The 22,528-nt window shown below is 59.2% G+C and carries 18 protein-coding genes and 1 pseudogene; 8 read left to right on the top strand and 11 right to left on the bottom strand.

Going from position 1 to position 22,528, the window contains the following annotated elements:
• Nucleotides 1-3 precede the first annotated feature (3 nt).
• The 5 genes from rplB to rpsJ are packed head-to-tail and all read right to left on the bottom strand — an operon-like array spanning nucleotide 4 to nucleotide 2,833.
• Nucleotides 4-843 (bottom strand): 50S ribosomal protein L2, encoded by an 840-nt coding sequence (gene rplB / locus R0V12_RS08100; protein ID WP_070363103.1) that lies wholly within the window; start codon nucleotides 841-843, stop codon nucleotides 4-6.
• A 25-nt stretch (nucleotides 844-868) separates the two neighbouring features.
• Nucleotides 869-1,174 (bottom strand): 50S ribosomal protein L23, encoded by a 306-nt coding sequence (rplW, locus tag R0V12_RS08095; protein WP_070363104.1) that lies wholly within the window; start codon nucleotides 1,172-1,174, stop codon nucleotides 869-871.
• Nucleotides 1,175-1,831, bottom strand: a complete 657-nt coding sequence (gene rplD / locus R0V12_RS08090; protein ID WP_070363105.1) for a 50S ribosomal protein L4 — start codon at nucleotides 1,829-1,831, stop codon at nucleotides 1,175-1,177. It lies immediately after the preceding gene.
• Complete coding sequence (rplC, locus tag R0V12_RS08085; RefSeq protein ID WP_070363106.1) at nucleotides 1,828-2,484, bottom strand: 50S ribosomal protein L3; 657 nt, start codon at nucleotides 2,482-2,484, stop codon at nucleotides 1,828-1,830. The genes rplD and rplC overlap by 4 nt, the downstream gene beginning before the upstream one ends.
• Before the next feature lie 43 nt (nucleotides 2,485-2,527).
• On the bottom strand, nucleotides 2,528-2,833 hold the full coding sequence (gene rpsJ, locus R0V12_RS08080; protein ID WP_003848085.1) for a 30S ribosomal protein S10: 306 nt from the start codon (nucleotides 2,831-2,833) through the stop codon (nucleotides 2,528-2,530).
• A 566-nt stretch (nucleotides 2,834-3,399) separates the two neighbouring features.
• Here rpsJ and R0V12_RS08075 point away from each other — a divergent pair.
• The 6 genes from R0V12_RS08075 to R0V12_RS08050 are packed head-to-tail and all read left to right on the top strand — an operon-like array spanning nucleotide 3,400 to nucleotide 6,392.
• Nucleotides 3,400-3,894: an Asp23/Gls24 family envelope stress response protein gene (locus R0V12_RS08075; protein ID WP_070363107.1), complete on the top strand. Its 495-nt coding sequence runs from the start codon at nucleotides 3,400-3,402 to the stop codon at nucleotides 3,892-3,894.
• A 2-nt stretch (nucleotides 3,895-3,896) separates the two neighbouring features.
• Nucleotides 3,897-4,208 carry a hypothetical protein gene (locus R0V12_RS08070; protein ID WP_070363108.1) on the top strand — a complete coding sequence of 104 codons (312 nt, stop codon included), beginning with the start codon at nucleotides 3,897-3,899 and terminating at the stop codon, nucleotides 4,206-4,208.
• A 57-nt stretch (nucleotides 4,209-4,265) separates the two neighbouring features.
• Nucleotides 4,266-4,466, top strand: a complete 201-nt coding sequence (locus tag R0V12_RS08065) for a hypothetical protein (RefSeq protein ID WP_070363109.1) — start codon at nucleotides 4,266-4,268, stop codon at nucleotides 4,464-4,466.
• Nucleotides 4,466-5,251 carry an Asp23/Gls24 family envelope stress response protein gene (locus R0V12_RS08060; protein WP_070477536.1) on the top strand — a complete coding sequence of 262 codons (786 nt, stop codon included), beginning with the start codon at nucleotides 4,466-4,468 and terminating at the stop codon, nucleotides 5,249-5,251. The genes R0V12_RS08065 and R0V12_RS08060 overlap by 1 nt, the downstream gene beginning before the upstream one ends.
• A complete protein-coding gene (locus R0V12_RS08055; RefSeq protein ID WP_070477535.1) occupies nucleotides 5,238-5,831 on the top strand; it encodes a hypothetical protein in 594 nt (197 codons plus the stop codon). Before R0V12_RS08060 ends, R0V12_RS08055 begins: the two co-directional genes overlap by 14 nt.
• Nucleotides 5,832-6,392 carry an Asp23/Gls24 family envelope stress response protein gene (locus tag R0V12_RS08050; protein ID WP_070477533.1) on the top strand — a complete coding sequence of 187 codons (561 nt, stop codon included), beginning with the start codon at nucleotides 5,832-5,834 and terminating at the stop codon, nucleotides 6,390-6,392. It abuts the gene before it with no gap.
• A gap of 680 nt (nucleotides 6,393-7,072) precedes the next feature.
• On the opposite strand, the gene tuf is transcribed toward R0V12_RS08050, so the two are convergent.
• The 4 genes from tuf to rpsL form a co-directional block, all read right to left on the bottom strand.
• Entirely contained in the window at nucleotides 7,073-8,263 is a 1,191-nt protein-coding gene (gene tuf / locus R0V12_RS08045) for an elongation factor Tu (RefSeq protein WP_070363113.1), read from the bottom strand.
• A 313-nt stretch (nucleotides 8,264-8,576) separates the two neighbouring features.
• Entirely contained in the window at nucleotides 8,577-10,697 is a 2,121-nt protein-coding gene (gene fusA, locus R0V12_RS08040) for an elongation factor G (RefSeq protein ID WP_070363114.1), read from the bottom strand.
• Nucleotides 10,698-10,937: 240 nt separating this feature from the next.
• Nucleotides 10,938-11,405, bottom strand: a complete 468-nt coding sequence (gene rpsG / locus R0V12_RS08035) for a 30S ribosomal protein S7 (RefSeq protein ID WP_070363115.1) — start codon at nucleotides 11,403-11,405, stop codon at nucleotides 10,938-10,940.
• Between the two features lie 6 nt (nucleotides 11,406-11,411).
• On the bottom strand, nucleotides 11,412-11,783 hold the full coding sequence (rpsL, locus tag R0V12_RS08030; RefSeq protein WP_070363116.1) for a 30S ribosomal protein S12: 372 nt from the start codon (nucleotides 11,781-11,783) through the stop codon (nucleotides 11,412-11,414).
• A 405-nt stretch (nucleotides 11,784-12,188) separates the two neighbouring features.
• Here rpsL and R0V12_RS08025 point away from each other — a divergent pair, with 405 nt between their 5' ends.
• The gene (locus R0V12_RS08025; protein ID WP_320072453.1) at nucleotides 12,189-13,973 is read left to right on the top strand and encodes a ribonucleoside triphosphate reductase; all 1,785 of its coding nucleotides are present in this window, start codon (nucleotides 12,189-12,191) and stop codon (nucleotides 13,971-13,973) included.
• Nucleotides 13,939-14,601 (top strand): anaerobic ribonucleoside-triphosphate reductase activating protein, encoded by a 663-nt coding sequence (locus R0V12_RS08020; RefSeq protein WP_413774875.1) that lies wholly within the window; start codon nucleotides 13,939-13,941, stop codon nucleotides 14,599-14,601. Before R0V12_RS08025 ends, R0V12_RS08020 begins: the two co-directional genes overlap by 35 nt.
• An 80-nt stretch (nucleotides 14,602-14,681) precedes the next feature.
• Here R0V12_RS08020 and R0V12_RS08015 read toward each other — a convergent pair.
• A pseudogene (locus tag R0V12_RS08015) lies at nucleotides 14,682-18,679 on the bottom strand (DNA-directed RNA polymerase subunit beta').
• Between the two features lie 71 nt (nucleotides 18,680-18,750).
• Complete coding sequence (gene rpoB, locus R0V12_RS08010) at nucleotides 18,751-22,248, bottom strand: DNA-directed RNA polymerase subunit beta (RefSeq protein WP_256000493.1); 3,498 nt, start codon at nucleotides 22,246-22,248, stop codon at nucleotides 18,751-18,753.
• Nucleotides 22,249-22,528: the final 280 nt, after the last annotated feature.

The raw sequence follows: 22,528 nt of genomic DNA, 5'->3' as shown, positions 1-22,528 counted from the left end.
CTCTTAACGCTTCTTGTTCTTCGAGCGACGGCGTCGCACGATCATGTTGTTTGAGTAACGGTTTGGGTTGCGGGTGCGAACTTCCTTCTTGCCCCATGGGGACACTGGGTGACGACCACCGGAAGTCTTACCTTCACCACCACCGTGTGGGTGATCCACAGGGTTCATGACAACACCGCGGACCGTTGGGCGCCAGCCCTTCCAGCGCATACGGCCAGCCTTGCCCCAGCGGATGTTGATCTGGTCAGCGTTGCCGACCTCACCAACGGTTGCGCGGCAGCGGATGTCCACGCGGCGAATTTCGGAGGACGGCATACGCAGCACTGCGTAGGAACCTTCCTTACCGAGCAGCTGAATAGAAGCGCCTGCGGAACGAGCAAGCTTGGCACCTGCACCAGGCTTGAGCTCAACAGCGTGGATCGTCGTACCGGTCGGGATGTTACGAAGTGGGAGGTTGTTACCAACCTTGATGTCGGCGTTAGGACCAGCCTCAACGACGGCACCCTGCTTCAGGCCCTTCGGAGCGATGATGTAGCGCTTCTCACCGTCGTAGTAGTGGAGCAAAGCAATGTTAGCGGTGCGGTTCGGGTCGTACTCGATGTGAGCAACCTTTGCCAGCACGCCGTCTTTGTCCGAACGACGGAAGTCAATCACGCGGTAGCGACGCTTGTGGCCGCCACCACGGTGACGAGTGGTGATGTGGCCGTGCGTGTTGCGGCCACCCTTCTTCGGGAGCGGGCGCAGCAGCGACTTTTCCGGAGTGGAGCGGGTAAGCTCCTCGAACTCCGAAACAGAGCTGGCACGGCGACCCGGGGTTGTCGGCTTGTACTTACGAATAGCCATATTTTGTCCTTTTCTATCGAGTCACTTAGACGGCTGCGCCGCCGAAGATGTCGATGGGATCGCTGCCCTCGCGGAGAGTAACGTAGGCGCGCTTGGTGTCCTTGCGCTTACCGAAACCAGTGCGGGAACGCTTGCGCTTGCCCTCACGGTTCACGGTGTTCACCGAAGCGACGTCGACGCCGAAAATCTCTTCCACGGCAATCTTGATCTGGGTCTTGTTAGCAGACTTCGCTACAAAAAACGTGTAGGTGTTCTGCTCCATCAGCGCGTAGGTCTTCTCAGAGAGGACCGGCGCGATGATGATGTCGCGGGAATTCACGATCTTAGCCATTTACTTCTCCTCCTCCGCAGCTTCAGCCTTGCCACGGTTGATGAAGGTGTGCAGCGCCTCAACCGAGAACACAACGTCATCGGCGTTCAGCACGTCGTAGGTGTTCAGCTGCGCCGGCTCAAGAATGGTGACGCCCGGCAGGTTCCTTGCGGACAGACGGGAGTTAACATCCTCACGGCCGATCACGAGCAGCACCGACTTACGGTCAGTCAGACGCTCAATGAACGCACGAGCAGACTTGGTCGAAGGCTTCTGGCCCGGAACAAGCTCCTCAATGAGGTGGATGCGCTCGTTGCGAACACGATCAGTGAGTGCACCAGCAAGTGCAGCCTTGATCATCTTCTTTGGGGTGCGCTGCGCGTAAGAACGCGGCTGCGGACCGTGGACAATGCCACCGCCGGTGAAGTGTGGCGCGCGGATCGAGCCCTGACGAGCGCGACCGGTGCCCTTCTGGCGGAATGGCTTCTTACCACCACCGCGGACCATGCCGCGGGTCTTGGTGGCGTGAGTGCCCTGACGAGCGGCTGCCAGCTGAGCTGTCACAACCTGGTGCATCAGGGGAATGGAAGCTTCACGGTCAAAAAGTTCTGCCGGAAGCTCAACGGAACCGTTGGTCTTTCCGTCTGCGGTGTGGACGTTCAACGTCAGGTTCGTCATGCGTGAGCACCGCCCTTCACTGCGGTCTTGACGGTAACAACAGAACCCTTCGCACCAGGGATAGCACCCTTGATGAGGAGGAGGTTGTTGTCGCCGTCGATGCGTTGAATCTTCAGGTTCTGGGTAGTAACGCGGTTACCGCCCATACGGCCAGCCATGCGCTTGCCCTTGAACACGCGACCCGGCGTAGACGCGCCACCAATGCCACCAACGCGACGGTGAGCAGCCTGGTTACCGTGTGCTGCACCCTGGCCCGCGAAGCCGTGACGCTTCATTGCGCCAGCGAAGCCGTGGCCCTTGGTGGTGCCAGCAACGTCGACGAAGACGTCGCCGTCAAACAGATTGACGGTGATCTCTTGGCCGAGTTCGTACGCAGAGGTGTCATCCATGCGGATTTCAGCTACGTAGCGACGTGGGGTGACGCCAGCCTTCTTGAAGTGGCCAGCCTCTGGCTTGTTCGTCTTACGGGGATCGATGTCGCCGTAAGCAATCTGGATGGCGGAGTAGCCATCAGTCTCTGGTGTACGGATCTGGGTGACCACGCACGGCCCAGCCTCAACGACGGTAACCGGGATAACACGGTTCTCGTCGTCGAAGATCTGGGTCATGCCGAGCTTGGTGCCCAGAATGCCCTTGATCTGGTTATCAGACATGTATTAGTTCTCCACTACTTACAGGTTGTCGGATCTCTAGTGATTACTGGATGTTCACGTCAACGCTTGCAGGAAGGTCGATACGCATGAGCGCGTCAACCGTCTTCGGCGTCGGATCGAGAATGTCGATGAGACGCTTGTGCGTGCGCATCTCAAAGTGCTCGCGAGAGTCCTTGTACTTGTGGGGAGAACGAATAACGGCGTACACGTTCTTCTCTGTGGGCAACGGCACCGGTCCAACGACGCGGGCACCCGTGCGGGTGACCGTCTCAACGATCTTCTTCGCAGATGCGTCGATCGCTTCGTGGTCGTAGGCCTTCAGCCTGATGCGGATCTTCTGTCCCGCCACGCTTACCTCTTCCTCGCATCCCCACATTCTGAACGAAGCGGTGGGGTTGTAGCTTCTAGTTTCTCTATAACGTTGTCCGGGCTGGGCCCATGGCTCAACGCCAGTGTCGTTTTCATTGACTGTTTGACACTTCCGGAAGGTGAGTAACGCGACAATAAACTGCGCGCTTACTTCAGTGCTTCCGCCTCGGTGCACACGTGCATCGGGGTGTCAGACTCGGAAGGGTGCGTGACCCTTGCGTACTGCCGCTGTTTATTTGCCATGTCCCTTCTCCGGTTTCTCACCTAGTTAACCTAGATAAAAACCTTCTTTGGAAGGTGTCATGTTTACCCCACCATCACAACCTTGCGGCCATCATGTCGAGGCAACCCGAGTATTAAAACACGTTCTTGCAAGAAGTGCAACCCCTTCTCCGAACATTTCAGTTTGGTTGCAGAGTGATATCCATTCGGAAATTTTTGCATCGATTCAGGCAAGCTAGCTGGTTGCTGTGTACCCTGGGTGTTTACACGGGCGTCTGTCCGTCGTACTTTTCTTTACCCAATATATAGACGAAGGGATTTTCCATGGCCGACCACAATGCAACCGAGAACACTCCTGCCACCACCGAGGCAAAGGAGACAGAGCAGGTTCGCACCCGCAACTCCAACCTTGAGACTGAGCACGGCACCACGATGATCGACGACAACGTCGTCGGCAAGATCGCCGGCATCGCCGCCCGCGAAGTTTCCGGAGTTTACAACCTGGGCGGTGGCGCTGCACGCATGTGGGGTGCTGTTCGCGAGTCGCTGACCTCCTCCACCAATGTTCAGCAGGGCGTCGATGTCGTTGTCGAGGACGGCCACGCTTCCGTCGCTGTTGCAATTATTGCGGAGTACGGCGTCGCCATCCACGAGCTCGCAAACGCCATCCGCGAGAACATCACTGTTGCTGTGACCCGCATGACCGGCCTTATCGTTGACCGCGTCGACGTCACTGTTCACGACGTCCACCTGCCGGAGCAGGACAACGAGGAGTCCAACGAGGCCGCCTACAACGCTAACCAGGCGCTGGCTCAGTAGTTATGGCGTACACCTCCGTTAGCCGCGAGGTGGCCGAAGCCGCCCGGGACGCCATTTTGGCTGTCCCCGGCGTTGCGGGTATGCATGGCGGGTTCTTCGGTGAAGTTGCCCTCCTGCTACCCGGCGAGCGGATCGAAGGGCTCAAACCCGCGACGCGATCCTCAGACCCCAACCTCCGCGGCCTTGAAGTCAACTTTATTTACGACGTTTCGAGCGAACGGGACATTCACTCCGTCGCCGACGACGTACGCACCGCTACCCTGCGCGCCACCGATGTCGATTTCGTCGACGTTGTTGTCGCCGACGCCGAATAGGAACGCCCGTTAGGGCGTCCGCGTTGCGTACCCACAACTACAAGTAAGTGGTGAACAATGAATCTTTTATCTAACAAAGCGTTAACCGGTGTCATTATCGGCATTATCGTTGCTTTCTTCGTCACCTTTGGCGGCGGACTCGGGCTACTTTGGCTCGTTCTCTTCTCCGTCATTGGTGGTGTCGTCGGCGCCCAGCTTGATGGCAAGCTGGACCTCGCAGAAATCCTGAGCACCAGCTCGGGCAAGGGTCGTAGCTAATGGCGTCGAACCAATTCCATCTCAGTGAGCGCGTCATCGCGCAGATTGCTGAGGTGGCGGCTTCGTCAGTGCCCGGCACGATCGAAATGGACGCAAAGCTTGCAGGTTTGGCAGGCCGCAGCTTTCCCCAAATCGATGTCCGCCTGGACCGAGTTTCAGGCACCGCGGCCGTCGAAGCCGAGATCGCTACTACTTACCCTGCCCCCATTGCTGCCATCACGGACGCGGTGCGTTCAACGATCATCTCGCACATCCGGACCTTGACTGGGCTTGACGTCTCCAGCGTCAATATCGAGGTGGCAAACGTCACCGCGAACGCCGGTGAACCCGTCTCGTGGGACGACGTTGCAAACCACCAGTCGTTCATCATCCCGACTCCGCTGAAGGTCAAGCCTTTGGACGTAGAGTCCCCGACGACGAAGGAGCCGGAACCGTTGCACGATATCGTCGCTCGCTCGCTTGTCGACGACCTGACGGACACCCACGTTCCAGAGCCAGTCTCTGTGAAATCCATTGCCGCTCCGACTCCGTACCCCGTGCGTACCAAGGGCTTCGAAGCACAGCCCACGCGGGTTTTCCGTCCACAAACGCCGGAGCCTGCCCGACTGCTTGGCGTGCAAACACGCAAACAGCGCGTATATAGCCCGAGCGTTCCGCAACCTGCGCCGCTCAAGCCCATTCGCGTGAAGCGCACTGCGGCACCGACGACGGTATCGGCACCGCAACCTCAGCCGCTTCGTGAAATTACGATCAAACCGGCGGTGAAGTACTATGACCGAACCTAATACGCCCGTCGCCCCAGTAGGCCCGCACCCGGCTGCCGCACCGAAAGCTAGCCCAGTTGCACGCTGGATCACCGTGCTCGCCGGCCTGGCGTTCCTCGGGGGCGCCGTTGTTATCGGGCACGACGTTTGGGTCCGCCTCCAAGAAGCAGATGGCCAAACCGAATGGCTCCCCGAGCTCTACGACCAGTTGACGTTGAATCTCATTGACATTACGTGGGTAGCCGTCGCCGTCGGCATCGTTGTGATGTTGGTGGGGCTTGCGCTCGTGATTGCGTCGTTGAAGCCACGCCAGAAAACTCATCTACGCGTGCAGTCACCGGTTTCGATCTGGACGCGACCCGTGGATATTGCGCGGAAGTCGACGTTCCTTGCAACGTCTCAGTTTGGCGCAAACCATGCGCGTACCAAAGCGGACCGGAACAAATTGACGCTCACAATGCAGACCGACGTCCAGCGGCCCGATGTCGAGCAGCAAGCGCACGAAACTCTCGTTGGTGAGTTCCAGCGTCTGGAGCAGGTACCCGCCATCACCATCAAGACCGAAGCGCCAGCACCAGTTGCTGAACAGGAGGCGAAGTAAATGACCAAGACACTTGCGTTCTTTGACCGCCTGCTCGTGTTCATCATTGGCGTTCTCCTGCTCTGCGTCGGGTTTATCCCACTCACGTACTTCTGGGACATCCCCTACGTGAGCGAATGGATCCAGCAGGTCGATCCAGTCGTGATCAGCAATCTTCCCTACCGTTCCTGGTACAACACAGCGCTGATCGTCGGTGCTGTCGTGCTGGTACTTCTTGGACTGTGGGCTGTCATCGCAAATATTCGCAGCCGCGGATTCTCGACCCGAGCAATCACCGCGGCCGACGCCGAGCATGGCACAACCGAAATCAACGTCAAACGCGTCGCCGAAGCGGCGTGCCACCACTTGGCTATGGACCCCATCATCAACTCTGCCGACGCCAAAGTTGCGATGGTCGAGACCAGGCCGACCGTTGAATTCGTTGCGATTGCCAACCCAGCATTCTCGCTGGACGAAGTCGTTGACGTTCTCGAGCGCGCCGATCAGGACTTCCGAATGGCAAACCACACAATGAACGTGGATACCCTGTGGAAGCTGCACTTCGACCAGGTTAGCGCCTAAAAGGACTCACGCGAATGCTCCCCACCAACAGGTGGGGAGCTTTTCGTGTCCAGACGGTGCGGCTTAAGGGACATTTTGTGTGTATAAATCTATTCGGCTTCCCGGACTCCCGATATGGTTTTCAAAACAGTTCCATTCGCCAGTCTTGAGAATTGAACGCCGGATGACGTCTGACGTGTGGGATGTATTGAGTCTGCGGGTAGCGCAGCGAGATTGGTGGCTCTAGGGAACAAGAACCGGTCTCCCTACGCGTTGGGCGATCGCATACTGCCAGGGACACGAGCAAAGCCCTGGGCGCGCACGATACTGGCCAGGGCACGAACAGGACCGGGAAGCAAGGCGTTGGGGTATGCCATTAAGCGAGCTGCCATACAGCCTGCGGGGCGAGAGACGATCTTGCACACCGCGGTGCGCTGAATGGGCGACTGAAAGAATTCAATACTGGCAATGAACGTCAGTGGAACCCCGGTCTAGCCGTGAGAAAGGGGTGGGCTGGACGCGGCTAGTTACACACAAAATGTCCCTTAAGTCGGCGGTGCCCAATGCACTGAAGTAACAGCACGGTGACCAGTTGCAGGACATAGTGGTCCTAGAACCATTGCCTTCCCAACGCACTGTAGGCATGAAAAAAGGTCACTCCCCGATGGGGAGTGACCTTTACGTCACGTTATCGGACTGAATTAGCCGAGGATCTTGGTGACGCGGCCAGCGCCGACGGTACGGGAGCCCTCGCGGATAGCGAAGCGCAGGCCCTCGTCCATAGCGACTGGGTGGATCAGCTCGACGGACATGTCGACGTTGTCGCCAGGCATGACCATCTCGGTGCCCTCAGGCAGGTGCACAACACCGGTAACGTCGGTGGTGCGGAAGTAGAACTGAGGACGGTAGTTGTCGAAGAATGGCGTGTGACGGCCACCCTCGTCCTTGGACAGGACGTAGACGGAGCCCTCGAACTTGGAGTGAGGGGTGTAAGCGCCCGGCTTGATGACAACCTGACCACGCTCAACGTCCTCACGCTTCAGGCCACGGAGCAGCAGAGCTGCGTTGTCGCCAGCCTCAGCGGTGTCGAGAAGCTTGTTGAACATCTCGATGGAGGTGACGGTGGTCTTCGTGGACTTCTCGCGGATACCGATGATCTCAACTTCGTCGTTGAGGTTCAGGACGCCACGCTCAACACGGCCGGTAACAACGGTACCGCGGCCGGAAATGGTGAAGATGTCCTCGATCGGCATCAGGAAGTCACGGTCGGTCTCGCGAACTGGGTCCGGAATGGAGTTGTCGCAAGCTTCCATGAGCTCAACGATGGAGTCAACCCACTTCTCCTCGCCCTCAAGAGCCTTCAGAGCGGAGATGTGAACGATTGGAGCCTCTTCGTCGTAATCCTGCTCTGCGAGAAGCTCACGAACTTCCATTTCGACGAGCTCGATGATTTCCTCATCGTCGACCATGTCGCACTTGTTCAGGGCAACGAGGATGTAAGGAACGCCAACCTGGCGAGCAAGCAGAACGTGCTCGCGGGTCTGAGGCATCGGGCCGTCGGTAGCAGCAACCACGAGGATTGCGCCGTCCATCTGAGCAGCACCGGTGATCATGTTCTTGATGTAGTCAGCGTGGCCTGGAGCATCCACGTGTGCGTAGTGACGCTTAGGAGTGTTGTACTCGACGTGGGAAATGTTAATGGTAATGCCGCGCTCGCGCTCTTCCGGCGCCTTGTCAATCGCGTCGTACGCGAAGGACTTGTTCTCCTCCGGGTACTTGTCAGCGAGCACCTTGGTGATAGCAGCCGTGGTGGTCGTCTTACCGTGGTCGACGTGACCAATGGTACCGATGTTGACGTGCGGCTTTGTACGTTCGAACTTTGCCTTTGCCACTGTATGTCCTCCTAGGACTTCATGGTGGCTACGACCTTCGCAGCCACGTGGTTTACATTTGCCTTTGCCTTCGAAAAGGCGTCGGCTCATTCACAATGTGCCAGTTACCTGATCCTAGAGATTCCCAGTCTGATTTTCAAACCGTCAGACCGAAAGTTCCGGGATCATTCGTCGCGAGTAACGGCCGGCTCAAACCACCACTTCAATCTTGTGGCGATTCCAGCGCGACCGCTACTAGCGGCCATCCCTGCTTCCTTCTACCGGTCACGCTCACTGGCACGTGAGCAGGCCGTCGAGAAGCAGGGAGCAGCGATTAGTTGCCGTTGCGGGCGTCGATGATTTCCTGAGCGACGTTGGACGGAACTTCACCGTAGGAGTCAAACACCATGGTGTAGTTCGCGCGACCCTGCGTCTTGGAGCGCAGGTCACCAACGTAGCCGAACATCTGCGACAGCGGAACAACAGCCTTGACAACCTTGGCGCCAGAGCGGTCGTCCATCGAGTTGACCTGGCCACGACGGGAGTTCAGGTCACCGATGACGTCACCCATGTACTCCTCAGGCGTGACAACCTCAACAGCCATCAGCGGCTCGAGCAGCACTGGCTTCGCCTTAGCGACGGCCTCCTTGAGCACCTGCGAACCGGCCATCTTGAAGGCCATTTCGGAGGAGTCAACCTCGTGGTAAGCGCCGTCTTCGAGGGTTGCCTTGATGTTGACCAGCGGGTAGCCAGCGAGGTAGCCGTACTGCATCGCGTCCTGGATACCGGCATCCACGGAAGGGATGTACTCCTTCGGCACGCGACCACCGGTGACCTCGTTGACGAACAGGTAGGTTGCGCTCTCGCCCTCTTCCAGGGTCTCTGGATCCGGGTTGTAAGGCTCGATGGAAACGATAACCTTTGCGAACTGACCGGAACCACCAGTCTGCTTCTTGTGGGTGTAGTCCAGGGACTGCACCTTCTTGCGGATGGTCTCGCGGTACGCAACCTGTGGAGAACCAATGTTCGCCTCGACCTTGAACTCGCGCTTCATGCGGTCAACGAGGACGTCGAGGTGGAGCTCGCCCATGCCGCCGATAACGGTCTGGCCGGTCTCCTCATCCAGGTGAACGGTGAAGGTTGGGTCCTCTTCAGCAAGCTTCTGAATAGCGGTGCCCAGCTTCTCCTGGTCAGCCTTGGTCTTCGGCTCAATAGCAACCTGAATAACCGGATCCGGGAAGTCCATGGACTCGAGGATGATCGGGTGATCAGGGTTGCACAGGGTGTCACCAGTAGTGGTGTGCTTCAAGCCAATGAACGCGTAGATGTTGCCGGCGTCAGCGTGCTCAACCGGGTTCTCCTTGTTCGCGTGCATCTGGAAGAGCTTGCCCACGCGCTCACGCTGCTGCTTGGTGGAGTTCATCATGTTCTCGCCCGGGATAGCCTGGCCCGAGTACACGCGCACGTAAGTCAGCTTGCCGAAGAACGGGTGCACAGCAATCTTGAACGCCAGTGCAGAGAACGGCTCATCAACGGAAGGCTTACGCGTGAGGTCTTCCTCACCGTCGACGGAGGTGCCGTGAACCTCGCCGATATCCAGCGGAGAAGGCAGGTAATCGACGATGGCGTCCAGCACAGGCTCGACACCCTTGTTGCGGTACGCAGTACCACAGAACACTGGGTAAACTTCCGAATTAACGGTCAGCTTACGGATGCCAGCCTTGAGCTCCTCGATCGTGAGCTCTTCGCCGCCGAAGTACTTCTCCATGAGCTCTTCGTCGGACTCAGCAACGGTCTCGACGAGCTTCTCACGGTACTCCTCAGCCTTTTCCTTCAGATCGTCCGGGATCTCGGTGATCTGCGCAGGGGTGCCGGTCTCGACCTTGCCCGGCCACAGCATTGCCTTCATCTCGAGAAGGTCAACGACGCCGTCAAAGTCATCCTCAGCACCGATCGGAAGCTGCATTACCAACGGCTTCGCGCCGAGACGATCGACGATCGTGCCAACGGTGTAGTAGAAGTCAGCGCCCAGCTTGTCCATCTTGTTGACGAAGCAGATACGCGGAACGTCGTACTTTGCAGCCTGACGCCAGACCTGCTCGGACTGCGGCTCAACGCCTTCCTTGCCGTCGAACACAGCAACTGCGCCATCGAGCACGCGCAGGGAACGCTCAACCTCAACGGTGAAGTCCACGTGACCCGGCGTATCGATGATGTTGATCTGGTTGTTATTCCAGAAGCAGGTCACTGCTGCGGACGTAATGGTGATGCCGCGCTCTTTCTCCTGCTCCATCCAGTCGGTGGTTGCGCCACCGTCGTGGGTCTCGCCGACCTTGCGGTTAATACCGGTGTAGAACAGAATGCGCTCTGTCGTGGTGGTCTTACCAGCATCGATGTGCGCCATGATGCCGATGTTGCGGACCTTGTGCAGATCCTTAAGCACTTCTTGTGCCACGTTATTTACCCCAACTTAAAAGTCGTCGACGTGCTGCACACGTCTTGGCGAATATTTACCTAGTTCATTGTGCCACTGTTTGCCCAAGATGGGCAGAGCCAGCCTGTAAGTCACTTCAAAACAAAAACCCGGACGCCGCACGTGAACCCACATTGGTGGGTAACCACGTATGCAATTGTGCACACGTTGTCCGTGTCAGCATGGTCCGGGCGTTTTGTCTCATATATGACCTACCGGCGACTACCAGCGGTAGTGAGCAAACGCGCGGTTTGCCTCGGCCATCTTGTGGACGTCCTCGCGACGCTTCACGGATGCACCCAAGCCGTTGGATGCGTCCAGGATCTCGTTAGCGAGACGCTCGATCATCGAGTTCTCACGTCGCTGGCGCGTGAAGGTGACCATCCAGCGCAGAGCCAGAGTGGTTGCACGAACTGGCTTCACCTCGACTGGAACCTGGTAGGTAGCGCCACCGACACGACGGGAGCGAACCTCAAGGTCAGGACGGATGTTGCCGAGTGCCTTTTCCAAGGTGCCAACCGGATCGGTGCCGGTCTTTTCACGGCAGATCTCGAGTGCACCGTAGACGATGCGCTCAGCGGTGGACTTCTTGCCGTCGAGAAGCACCTTGTTGACCAGCTGGGTCACGAGTTCAGAGTTGTATACCGGGTCCTTAACGATGGGACGCTTCGGAGCTTGCTGCTTACGCATTTCTGATTACTGTCCCTTCTTTGCGCCGTAGCGGGAACGAGCCTGCTTACGATCCTTGACACCCTGGGTATCCAAGGAACCACGAATAATCTTGTAGCGAACACCCGGGAGGTCCTTCACACGACCACCACGGACAAGCACCATGGAGTGCTCCTGGAGGTTGTGGCCCTCACCTGGGATGTATGCGGAGACCTCAATACCGGAGGTCAGACGAACACGAGCAACTTTACGAAGCGCCGAGTTCGGCTTCTTCGGCGTGGTGGTGTACACGCGGGTGCACACGCCACGACGCTGCGGGGAACCCTTCAGCGCTGCAGTTGCTACCTTGCCACGCTTGTCGTGGCGGCCCTTGCGGACCAGCTGCTGGATAGTTGGCATAGATTTTCCTTCTAATTTTTACGCTGAGGCGGACAATCGCCTGAACATGCAAAAATGAGGGCTCTTTCCCGGGGCCCTGCCGCACGTCCAGAACGCTCCGCCACGTTTATGCGAAAACGATCAGACACTTCACCTTGAGTTGGTGAACCGTCCGACAGCGTATCACGGCCACCCCAGCTTTGCAAGACCGAAACCTCCTCCACAGTACATACCCCCGCTCGAGGGTGTACTGAAGGTGTATGGAGGCGCTACTACACCTACACCTATCGCCCGTCGTCCACCAAGGATGCACACCCCTACGGCTACCACATGTTGTATCTCAGTTACTCTTTGTGTCCATATCTACTAAATACGATCAATGGAATTACAGCTACGTTAGTTACGAACCGAGAGAAAGGAAGCAGCATGGCCGCCAACAACGTCAACCCCCAAGCCACCATCAACGAATACCTCCACCGCGCTGACTGGCGCATCAACGCAAACGCCAATCAGGACTACTCCCTCGGCGGAATGATTCTCAACTCCGCCGGCAAAATCACCGCCAACTACTGGCTGGACGAAGTGTTTTCCGACGTCGCCGGCAATGCCCACCGCAACGGCGACCTCCACATCCACGATCTCGACATGCTCTCCGGGTACTGCGCAGGGTGGTCATTGAGGCAACTCCTTGAAGAAGGGTTCGGAGGGGTACCTGGCACGATATCTTCTCTGCCACCAAAACATTTCTCCTCCGCGTGCGGACAAGTAGTGAACTTCCTCGGCACGCTGCAGAACGAATGGGCTGGCGCGCAGGCGTTCTCCAGCTTCGATACCTACATGGCACCATTCGTGCGGCTGGACTCGCTCACCTACGAGGACGTCTTGCAACACATGCAGGAGTTCGTCTTCAACCTCAACGTTCCCTCGCGTTGGGGGACGCAGACTCCGTTCACAAACCTTACATTTGACTGGACGTGCCCTCAGGACCTCGCTGAGCAGACTCCGTTCATCGGTGGAGACCCTGTCGACTTCACTTACGGCGAGCTCCAAGAAGAGATGGACATGATCAACCGCGCGTTCATTGAGGTTATGTCCCAAGGCGACGCCGACGGCCGACCATTTACCTTCCCCATCCCGACGTACAACATCACCAAGGACTTCGACTGGGGCTCGCCAAACGCGAAAGCCCTGTTCGACATGACTGGCAAGTACGGCCTCCCCTACTTCCAAAATTTCCTCAACTCGGATTTGGACCCAGGCATGATCCGCTCGATGTGCTGCCGCCTCCAACTCGACCTGCGTGAACTACTCAAGCGCGGAAACGGCCTGTTCGGTTCCGCGGAGCTCACTGGCTCCATTGGCGTAGTCACCCTGAACTGCGCACGCCTCGGGTACCTCTTCCCCAACAATGAGGCTGCACTACTGCGCAGGGTTGACGAGTTGATCGAGGTGGCTGTCGATACGCTGGAGCGGCGTCGCGCGTTTGTGCAAGATTGCTTCGATAAGGGGCTATACCCGTACACGAAACGGTGGTTACCGGGGTTTGACAACCACTTCACCACCATCGGGGTCAATGGCTGCAACGAAATGGTACGCAACTTCACGCACGACGCCTACGACATCACCGACCCCCAAGGCCACGCACTTGTGGCGCGCCTGCTCGACCACATCAATGCCCGTATCACGGAAGCTCAGGAACGTACAGGGCACCTCTACAACCTAGAAGCGTCCCCCGCGGAAGGCGCAACGTACCGCTTCGCACGCGAGGACCGTGCCCGCTATCCCGGCATCATCCAGGCAGGTACCGAGGAGCAGCCGTACTACACCAACTCCTCCCAGCTGCCTGTTGCGCACACTCCAGATCCGTTCGCGGCGCTCGCCGCCCAGGAGGACCTGCAAACGAAGTACACCGGCGGCACGGTGCTTCACCTGTACATGGGCGCAGCAATGTCCAGTGGCGAAGCAACCGCCAAGCTCGTACGACGCAGCCTAGAAACCTTCCGCCTGCCGTACATCACTATCACGCCGACGTTCTCCATCTGCGCAAACCACGGCTACATCTCCGGCGAGCACCCCGAATGCCCGCACTGCGGAAGCGCCACCGAAATGTGGACGCGCGTAATGGGCTACTTCCGGCCCGTGCAAAGCTTCAACACTGGGAAGAAGGGTGAGTTCGCTGAGCGTCACTACTTCGCAGAAGCCTTCGCCTAACCTGCCGGTGGCGGGGATCATTCCGTTCTCCGCCACCGACTGGCCCGGCCGTCTCACGGTCACGGCATTCACACAAGGCTGCCCACTGCGCTGCAGCTACTGCCACAACCCTAACTTGCAGGAATTTACTCCTGCTCCCCACGATTTCTCGGAAGTGCTCGACTTACTGCGGGCTCGACACGGACTGATTGACGCCCTCGTCATTTCCGGCGGCGAACCACTCGCATGCGCAGGACTCGGCGAAGCGATTGCCGCGGCCCATGAGATCGGGTTTCCCGTCGGGCTACACACGAGTGGCTATGTCCCCGCGAGGCTGGGTTCCATTCTCGCTGAGTCGACTACCCGCCCCGACTGGATCGGGTTCGACGTCAAGGCGCTTCCCGAGCACTTACCCTCGGTCGCTGGTGTCACCAGCGTGGTGGCTGCACGGATGTGGGAAAGCCTCGACATCGTGTGCGCCGCGGCCCGCGAACATGGCATGGAACTGCAGCTGCGTACTACGTTGTGGCCGGGGTCCGTCATCGAGCAAAACATCGACCAGCTGCAGGACGCCGCCGCACAGCGGGGCCACGCGCTGGTATTGCAGTGGGCTCGCGGAGTTGACGCCCACGGCGTGTACAGCGCCTAAGGCAAAGCGCCCCGCCTCCCTGGGTTCAGGGGGCGGGGCGCTGGTGCTGGGGTAGCAGACCTAGCTATAAGCCAGAGTCACTAGATCTGGTCGTACCCGTATTCCTCCAGTGGGACGGAGGCGCCGGTGTAGTCGCCGTATGCCTCGTCGCCGTAGATGCCGTCGCCGAAGGACGGGATCGAATAGGCGGCGGAGCGGGCGGCTTCCGTCGGCTTGACCGTGATGTTGCGGTAGCGCGAGATACCGGTACCAGCCGGGATCAGCTTACCGATGATCACGTTCTCCTTCAGACCGATCAGCTGGTCAGAACGCTTGTTGATAGCAGCGTCCGTGAGCACACGCGTGGTCTCCTGGAACGAGGCGGCGGACAGCCAGGACTCGGTTGCCAGGGAGGCCTTGGTGATACCCATGATCTCGGAGCGCATCTCTGCTGGCTCGCCACCATCTGCAACAGCTGCAGCGTTGACCTGGCGTGCCTCCGACAGGTCCACGAGCGTACCCGGCAGGAACTCGGTGGTACCCGAGTCGATGACGGTGCCGCGTCGCAGCATCTGGCGGATGATGATCTCGATGTGCTTGTCGTGGATGGACACACCCTGGGTGCGGTACACGGCCTGCACTTCGTCGATGAGGTGCTTTTCCACGCCACGGCGGCCGAGGACCTCGAGCACGTCGTGCGGGTCAGCAGCGCCACGCAGGAGGCGGTCGCCCACGTTAACGTGGTCGCCTTCACGCAGGGAGCGCTCGATCATCGCGTTCGGGTTGGACTCCATCGGGCGGCGGACCTGTGCGAGGCCCTGGCGCTTCGACAGCTTCTCGTAGACCACAACGTCGGAGCCGTCATCCGGGTGGATGGTGAGCGTCCAGAAGTTGCCTTCGTCTTCGAGGGTGACGGTGCCGGCCACGGATGCGATCGGGGCGCAGTTCTTCGGCACGCGGGCCTCGAACAGCTCCTGAACACGTGGCAAACCACCGGTAATGTCGCCACCGACACCACCCTGGTGGAAGGTACGCATGGTCAGCTGGGTACCAGGCTCACCAATCGACTGTGCAGCCACGATACCGACGGCTTCACCGATGTCGACAAGCTTGCCGGATGCCATGGACTTGCCGTAGCACTTCGCGCAGACGCCGGTTGGGGTCTGGCAGGTCAGGACGGAGCGGACCTTGACTTCTTCGACACCGGCGGCGACGAGGGCGTCGATACGCTCTTCCGAAAGCTCAGCGTCGGCTTCGAGCACAACGTTGCCCTCGGCGTCCTTCGCGTCGGATGCCAGTACTCGGCCAGCGACGGAGGTCTCGACGAACTCGTCGCGGACGAACTTCTCACCGGCAAGCTGCGCAACTGGAACCTTGACTCCCTGGCGGGTGCCGCAGTCGTGCTCGCGGACGATGACGTCCTGGGCGACGTCGACAAGACGGCGGGTCAGGTAGCCGGAGTCTGCGGTACGCAGTGCCGTATCCGCCAGGCCCTTTCGGGAACCGTGGGAGTTGTTGAAGTACTCCATCACTGTCAGGCCTTCGCGGAAGGAGGTCTTGATCGGGCGGGTGATGTACTCACCGCGCGAGTTCACGACCATGCCCTTCATGCCGGCCAGGTCCAGATCTGACGCATGTTACCGGCAGCACCAGACTTCACGATCATCGGAATCGGGTTGTCATCCGGGTACAGCGCCTCAACTGCTTCACCGACCTGGTTGGTGGCGTCCTGCCACAGCTCCACGAGACGGTCGTAGCGGTTCTCCTCGGTCAGGGCACCCTTCTCCCAGTACTTGCGCTCGATCTCTTCGGCGCGCTGCTCGTACTGCTCGAGGATTTCCGTCTTGTTCGGAAGCACCAACACGTCGGACATGGAGATGGTCACGCCGGAACGGGTCGCCCAGTAGAAACCGGCGTCCTTCAGCTTGTCCAGCGTCTGGGCAACGGTAATCATTGGGTACTTCTCCACCATCGACTGGATGATGTCGCCCAACAGCACCTTGCCAGCGCCGCCGCCCTTACGGACCATCGCGCCTTCCTGGTACGGGAAGTTGAACGGAAGCAGCTCGTTGAACATGATGCGACCAAGGGTGGTCTCCATCATCCAAGCCTGGCCCTTCGACCAGCCGTCTGGGAACTGCTCAGCTTCAATCTCAATCGTCGGACGCAGGTGGTCGATGCGCACCTTGATCGGTGCCTGCAGGCCAAGTACGCCCAGGTCGTAGGCCATGATGGCCTCACGGTAGGAGGAGTACACGCCCTTGGCTGGGCCGTTCTCGTCGGCTGGGGTGAAACGACCCTCGCCGCCGATCTCGTCCTCGCCCTTTTCCATGGTCAGGAAGTACAGGCCGGTCACCATGTCCAGGCGAGGCATCGCCAGTGGCTTGCCGGATGCCGGGGACAGGATGTTGTTCGAGGACAGCATCAGGATGCGGGCCTCTGCCTGCGCCTCCGCGGACAGTGGCAGGTGGACTGCCATCTGGTCACCGTCGAAGTCAGCGTTGAACGCCTCACAGGCCAGCGGGTGCAGCTGGATTGCTTTACCCTCGACCAGCTTCGGCTCGAACGCCTGAATGCCAAGACGGTGCAGGGTTGGCGCACGGTTCAGCAGCACCGGGTGCTCGGAAATCGCCTCTTCGAGGACGTCCCACACCTCAGGGCGCTGGCGCTCCACCATGCGCTTCGCCGACTTAATGTTCTGCGCGTACTCATTGTCCACGAGGCGCTTCATCACGAACGGCTTGAACAGCTCGAGCGCCATCAGCTTCGGCAGACCACACTCGTGCATCTTCAGCTGCGGACCAACAATAATGACCGAACGGCCAGAGTAGTCCACACGCTTACCCAGCAGGTTCTGGCGGAAGCGACCCTGCTTACCCTTCAGCAGGTCAGACAGGGACTTCAGCGGACGGTTGCCTGGGCCCGTGACAGGGCGGCCTCGACGGCCGTTGTCGAAGAGGGCGTCGACAGACTCTTGCAGCATGCGCTTCTCGTTGTTCACGATGATCTCTGGGGCACCCAGGTCAATCATGCGCTTCAAACGGTTGTTGCGGTTAATCACGCGACGGTACAGGTCATTCAGGTCCGAGGTGGCGAAACGGCCACCGTCGAGCTGCACCATTGGACGCAGCTCCGGTGGGATCACCGGGATCGCGTCCAGGATCATGCCGGCAGGATCATTGCCGGAACGCTGGAACGCAGCCACGACCTTCAGGCGCTTCAGTGCGCGGACCTTCTTCTGGCCCTTGCCCTCAGCGATGATGGTGCGCAGCTCCTCCGCCTCAGCTTCGAGGTCGAAGTTGCGGATCAGCGTCTGGATCGCCTCAGCACCCATGCCGCCAGTGAAGTAGTCCTCGTAGCGGTCCACGAGCTCTTCGTAGAGGAACTCGTCGATAATCATCTGCTTCGGAGCAAGCTTCTGGAAGGTGGACCAAATTTCGTCGAGGCGCTCAACCTCGCGCTCGCCGGCCTCGCGGATGTGCTGCATCTCCTTGTCAGCAGCGTTCTGCACCTTCTTGCGGGCAGCAGCAGTTGCACCGGCAGCCTCGAGCTCAGCGAGGTCCTCCTCCAGCTTCTGCGCACGCTCCGCAATCTCGGCATTCGCGTCCTGCTCGACTTCCTTCTTCTCGAGCAGCATCTCCGCCTCGAGCGTCGACATGTCGTTGTGACGCGCCTCCTCATCAACACTGGTGATGATGTTCGCGGCGAAGTAAATGATGCGCTCCAGATCCTTCGGAGCAAGATCCAGCAGGTAGCCCAGGCGCGATGGGACGCCCTTGAAGTACCAAATGTGGGTCACCGGTGCGGCCAGCTCAATGTGGCCCATGCGCTCACGGCGAACCTTCGACTTAGTGACCTCGACGCCACAACGCTCACAAATGATGCCCTTGTAGCGGACACGCTTGTACTTGCCACACGCACACTCCCAGTCACGGGTAGGACCGAAGATGCGTTCGCAGAACAGGCCGTCCTTTTCCGGCTTCAACGTGCGGTAGTTAATCGTTTCGGGCTTCTTGACCTCACCATGCGACCAACGACGGATGTCGTCAGCAGTAGCCAGGCCGATGCGAAGCTCGTCGAAGAGGTTTACGTCAAACACGTAAATTCCCTTTCACCTCCCCAACGACGGGGAGGATTGCAGTTGGATAGATTCTTTCGTTCGTTCCTGGCTTAGGCGGTATCCGCCGCGGAGCCCTCGTCACGTGACAGGTTGATGCCAAGGGAGGAACCGGCCTGATCAAAGTCGTCATCATCGCCGTCGAGCTCCATCGGGGTGCCGTCCGTCGAAAGGACTTCAACGTTCAGGCACAGCGACTGCAGCTCCTTGAGCAACACCTTGAACGACTCCGGAATACCCGGGTCAGGGATGTTCTCGCCCTTCACAATGGCCTCGTACACCTTCACGCGGCCAACCACGTCATCCGACTTAATCGTCAGCAGTTCCTGCAGCGTGTAGGCGGCGCCGTATGCCTGCATCGCCCACACCTCCATCTCACCGAAGCGCTGGCCACCGAACTGGGCCTTACCGCCGAGCGGCTGCTGGGTAATCATGGAGTACGGACCAGTGGAGCGAGCGTGAATCTTCTCGTCAACCAGGTGGTGCAGCTTGAGCATGTACATGTAGCCGACGGAAATCGGGTACTTGAATGGCTCGCCGGAGCGGCCGTCGAACAGCGTGGTCTTGCCGTTCTCATCGACCATGACGTCACCGTCGCGGTTCGGCTTGGAATTCGCCAGCAGACCAGCAATCTCCTCGTTCGTCGCGCCGTCAAACACTGGGGTCGCGGTGAGCGACTCCGGCGGGACGTCGTACAGATGCTCAGGCAGCGTCTCGAGCAACTTGGCGTTCGCAGGATCGTCCGGGTTGACCGTCCAACCAGCCTTCGCCAACCAGCCGAGATGCACCTCGAGGACCTGGCCAATGTTCATACGACGCGGCACACCGTGGGTGTTCAGAATGATGTCCACCGGGGTGCCATCTTCCATGAACGGCATATCTTCCTGCGGCAGAATCTTGCCCACGACACCCTTGTTGCCGTGGCGGCCAGCCATCTTGTCGCCGTCCTGGATCTTGCGCTTCTGCGCAACATAGACGCGAATCATCTCGTTGACGCCTGGGGACAGATCGTCGTCGTCCTCGCGGGAGAAGCGACGAACCGCGATGACCTTACCGGTCTCACCGTGCGGCACCTTCAGGGAGGTGTCGCGGACCTCGCGGGCCTTCTCACCGAAGATGGCGCGCAGCAGACGCTCCTCCGGAGTCAGCTCGGTCTCACCCTTCGGGGTGACCTTACCGACCAGGATGTCGCCGTCACGCACGTCCGCACCGATGCGGATAATGCCACGCTCGTCGAGGTCCTTCAGCACGTCCTCGGACACGTTCGGGATCTCGCGGGTAATTTCCTCTGCACCCAGTTTGGTGTCGCGGGCGTCGATCTCGTGCTCTTCGATGTGCACGGAGGTCAGAATGTCGTCCTCAACCACGCGCTGGTTCAGGATGATCGCGTCCTCGTAGTTGTGGCCTTCCCACGGCATGAACGCAACCAGGAGGTTGCGGCCGAGCGCCATCTCACCGTTCTTGGTGCCTGGGCCGTCAGCCAGCACCTGGCCAGCCTCAACACGCTGACCGTGGTCAACGATCGGAACCTGGTTGTAGCAGGTGCCCTGGTTCGTGCGCTCGAACGTGCGCAGCATGTAGGTGTCCTGGATGCCTTCGTCGTCCATGACGGTGATGAAGTCACCCGTCACATTCGTGACGACGCCGGCCTTCGCTGAAATAATCGTGTCGCCAGCATCGTATGCAGCACGCTGCTCCATACCGGTGGCCACGTACGCGGCCTCAGAACGCAGCAGCGGCACAGCCTGCTTCTGCATGTTCGCACCCATGAGTGCACGGTTCGCGTCATCGTGCTCGAGGAACGGAATCATCGCCGTTGCCACGGACACCATCTGGCGTGGGGAAATGTCGAGGTAATCCACGCCCTTCGGGCCAACGACGCCGATGTCGCCGTCCTTCAGGCGGACCTCAATACGCTCACCGGTAAGGTTGCCGTCTTTATCCATCGGGGTGGCCGCCTGCGCAATTGCGTAGCGGTCCTCTTCGTCCGCGGTCAGGTAGTGGACCGTATCAGTCAGCTTGCCGTCTTCGACCTTCTGGTACGGCGTCTCAATGAAGCCGAACGCGTTGACGCGTGCGTAGGAAGCCAACGCACCGATCAGACCAATGTTCGGGCCTTCCGGCGTCTCAATCGGGCACATGCGGCCGTAGTGCGACGGGTGCACGTCTCGGACTTCAATGCCGGCGCGCTCACGCGACAGACCACCAGGGCCCAGCGCCGACAGACGACGCTTGTGCGTCAGACCAGACAGAGAGTTGTTCTGGTCCATGAACTGAGACAGCTGCGAGGTGCCGAAGAACTCGCGGATCGCCGCGGAAACCGGACGGACGTTAATCAGCGAGGTCGGCGTGATGGACTCCGCGTCCTGCGTCGTCATGCGCTCGCGCACAACGCGCTCCATGCGGGACAGACCAACGCGGACCTGGTTCTGGATCAGCTCGCCTACCGTGCGCAGACGACGGTTACCAAAGTGGTCAATGTCGTCCGTGTTGATCGAAATGACCTCGCCCTCTGGGGAAGTCATCTCGTGCTCACCTGCGTGCAGGCGCACCAGGTACTCGAGGGTCGTCGCGATGTCTTCCTCGGTCAGCGTCATCAGGCCGTCGTGGTCGCCGCCAAGACCGAGCTTGCGGTTGATCTTGTAACGGCCAACTCGTGCCAGGTCGTAGCGCTTCGCCTTGAAGAACGAGTTCTCCAGCAGGGACTGCGCGAGGTCGCGCGTCGGCTGCTCGCCCGGGCGCTGCTTGCGGTAAATCTCCAGCAGCGCCTCGTCGGTGTTCGCCACACCGTCATTCTCGAGGGTGGACATCATGATCTCGGAGAAGCCGAAGCGCTCCGTGATCTGCTCCGTCGTCCAACCAAGCGCCTTCAGCAGCACCGTCACTGGCTGACGACGCTTACGGTCAATACGCACACCAACCGTGTCACGCTTATCGACGTCAAACTCCAACCACGCACCGCGCGAAGGGATCACCTTCACCGCGTGCAGCGGCCGCTCCGTCGACTTATCAATCGTCTCGTCGAAGTACACGCCCGGCGAACGCACCAACTGCGAAACAACAACACGCTCAGTGCCGTTGACGATGAAGGTGCCCTTGTCCGTCATCAGCGGGAAATCACCAATGAACACCGTCTGAGACTTAATCTCCTGGGTTTCATTGTTGATGAACTCCGCCGTCACATACAACGGCGCGGAGTAGTTAATATCTTTTTCTTTACACTCGTCGATCGTGTCCTTGACATCTTCGAAGCGCGGCTCGGACAGCGTCAGGCTCATGTTGCCCGAGTAGTCCTGGATTGGAGAAATCTCTTCGAGAATGTCCTCCAAGCCACTCGTGATACGCGCGTCGGCGCCGCGAGCTTCCTGCTCACGCTCACGCCACTCCTGCGTACCAACAAGCCACGCGAAAGATTCAAGCTGTACATCAAGAAGACCCGGGACAGCGATCGGCTCTGCGATCTTCGCGAACGAATAACGTTCGGGAGCCCCGGGAATTTCAGCCATTGACATGGTCTGGTTTGAGACTGCCAAGTTGGGTCCTTCCAGCACCTAAGGCGGACGCCGATCTCTACTCTGGCTCTGTAAAAATCGGCGTTTCCGCTGGGTAGATTAGCATTCGGTCTGCTTCGGAATACCCGCCCCCAGAGACAGCAAAATCACCTTGTCAAGTCAGCGCTTCGAAAATTCTCGACGCCAACAAAGCAAGGTTGACATAGCGGACTGGAGACGGCTTCCAGTGCACCGAATGAGTTTACACAATGCACCCAATGTTGTAAAGGGCAGCAACAATCCCCCGATTCAATGCCGTCGCGGGGAAGCTTAGCACTAA

Origin of the sequence: Corynebacterium sp. UMB2355A (assembly GCF_033877495.1) — a bacterium.
In the GTDB taxonomy this organism is placed as follows: domain Bacteria; phylum Actinomycetota; class Actinomycetes; order Mycobacteriales; family Mycobacteriaceae; genus Corynebacterium; species Corynebacterium pseudogenitalium.
The sequence above is the reverse complement of the archived record's forward strand: the minus strand, read 5'-3'. Positions and strand labels throughout refer to the sequence as shown.

Excerpts from the sequence above, each read along its gene's own strand:
- rplB (WP_070363103.1), bottom strand. The coding sequence starts at position 843 with ATGGCTATTCGTAAGTACAAGCCGACAACCCCGGGTCGCCGTGCCAGC.
- rplW (WP_070363104.1), bottom strand. The coding sequence starts at position 1,174 with ATGGCTAAGATCGTGAATTCCCGCGACATCATCATCGCGCCGGTCCTC.
- rplD (WP_070363105.1), bottom strand. The coding sequence starts at position 1,831 with ATGACGAACCTGACGTTGAACGTCCACACCGCAGACGGAAAGACCAAC.
- rplC (WP_070363106.1), bottom strand. The coding sequence starts at position 2,484 with ATGTCTGATAACCAGATCAAGGGCATTCTGGGCACCAAGCTCGGCATG.
- R0V12_RS08075 (WP_070363107.1), top strand. The coding sequence starts at position 3,400 with ATGGCCGACCACAATGCAACCGAGAACACTCCTGCCACCACCGAGGCA.
- R0V12_RS08070 (WP_070363108.1), top strand. The coding sequence starts at position 3,897 with ATGGCGTACACCTCCGTTAGCCGCGAGGTGGCCGAAGCCGCCCGGGAC.
- R0V12_RS08065 (WP_070363109.1), top strand. The coding sequence starts at position 4,266 with ATGAATCTTTTATCTAACAAAGCGTTAACCGGTGTCATTATCGGCATT.
- R0V12_RS08060 (WP_070477536.1), top strand. The coding sequence starts at position 4,466 with ATGGCGTCGAACCAATTCCATCTCAGTGAGCGCGTCATCGCGCAGATT.
- R0V12_RS08055 (WP_070477535.1), top strand. The coding sequence starts at position 5,238 with ATGACCGAACCTAATACGCCCGTCGCCCCAGTAGGCCCGCACCCGGCT.
- R0V12_RS08050 (WP_070477533.1), top strand. The coding sequence starts at position 5,832 with ATGACCAAGACACTTGCGTTCTTTGACCGCCTGCTCGTGTTCATCATT.
- rpsG (WP_070363115.1), bottom strand. The coding sequence starts at position 11,405 with ATGCGTAAGCAGCAAGCTCCGAAGCGTCCCATCGTTAAGGACCCGGTA.
- rpsL (WP_070363116.1), bottom strand. The coding sequence starts at position 11,783 with ATGCCAACTATCCAGCAGCTGGTCCGCAAGGGCCGCCACGACAAGCGT.
- R0V12_RS08025 (WP_320072453.1), top strand. The coding sequence starts at position 12,189 with ATGGCCGCCAACAACGTCAACCCCCAAGCCACCATCAACGAATACCTC.